Source organism: Pseudomonas sp. LJDD11, from assembly GCF_024584215.1.
GTDB lineage: Bacteria > Pseudomonadota > Gammaproteobacteria > Pseudomonadales > Pseudomonadaceae > Aquipseudomonas.
Genome location: NZ_JANJFL010000116.1, coordinates 1 through 560, shown reverse-complemented (window position 1 = coordinate 560; position 560 = coordinate 1). Strand labels below are relative to the sequence as shown.

The following is a 560-nucleotide window of genomic DNA, read 5'->3' as shown; positions in this document are numbered from 1 at the left end:
GCCCAGCATAGCCAGGACCGCGTACACCAGATCGCCGATGCAAGTCCCCAGGCCGAGCCACAAGCCCCGGGAAAAACCCTGCTGCATGGAAAGCGTGATCATCGCGATATTGGCCAGCCCGATATCCAGGCACAGCGAAAGACTCAGCAGGAAACCGTTGGAAAATTCCACTTGCAACCTCGAAAACTCAGCCCCTCTTGCAGTGCAACGAGGGTAAACAGGAGAGGAAAATCAATTTCATTTCAAATCAGGGACTTTCAGCGAAGAGATAAAAACACGCTGAACAGAGCCGCTCATTGAGCAATCAATAACCGGTTTAGTATTCCAAAACTGTTTAAAAAACGAACAACCTGTACTGGACGCGTCACAATCCTGATCGATACTTAAAACGCTGGCATGTCATACATCCCCCCAAGTGACACGCCGGTAGAGGCGCCAAGGGACCGTGTGCCTTTGCTTTACTCCTAATGGTCTTAACCCGGCTTCACCCCCCAGAATCCGGGTTTTTTTTGCCTGCGATTCAGGGGTGTATTACGGCTTCGATACACGGGCCAGAGGAA

At 51.2% G+C, this 560-nt stretch carries 1 protein-coding gene; it reads right to left on the bottom strand.

Going from position 1 to position 560, the window contains the following annotated elements; all coding sequences use genetic code 11:
- On the bottom strand, positions 1-171 hold a 171-nt coding region (locus tag NRB16_RS29050), incomplete at its 3' end, for a LysE family transporter (RefSeq protein ID WP_257107589.1).
- Positions 172-560 lie beyond the last annotated feature (389 nt).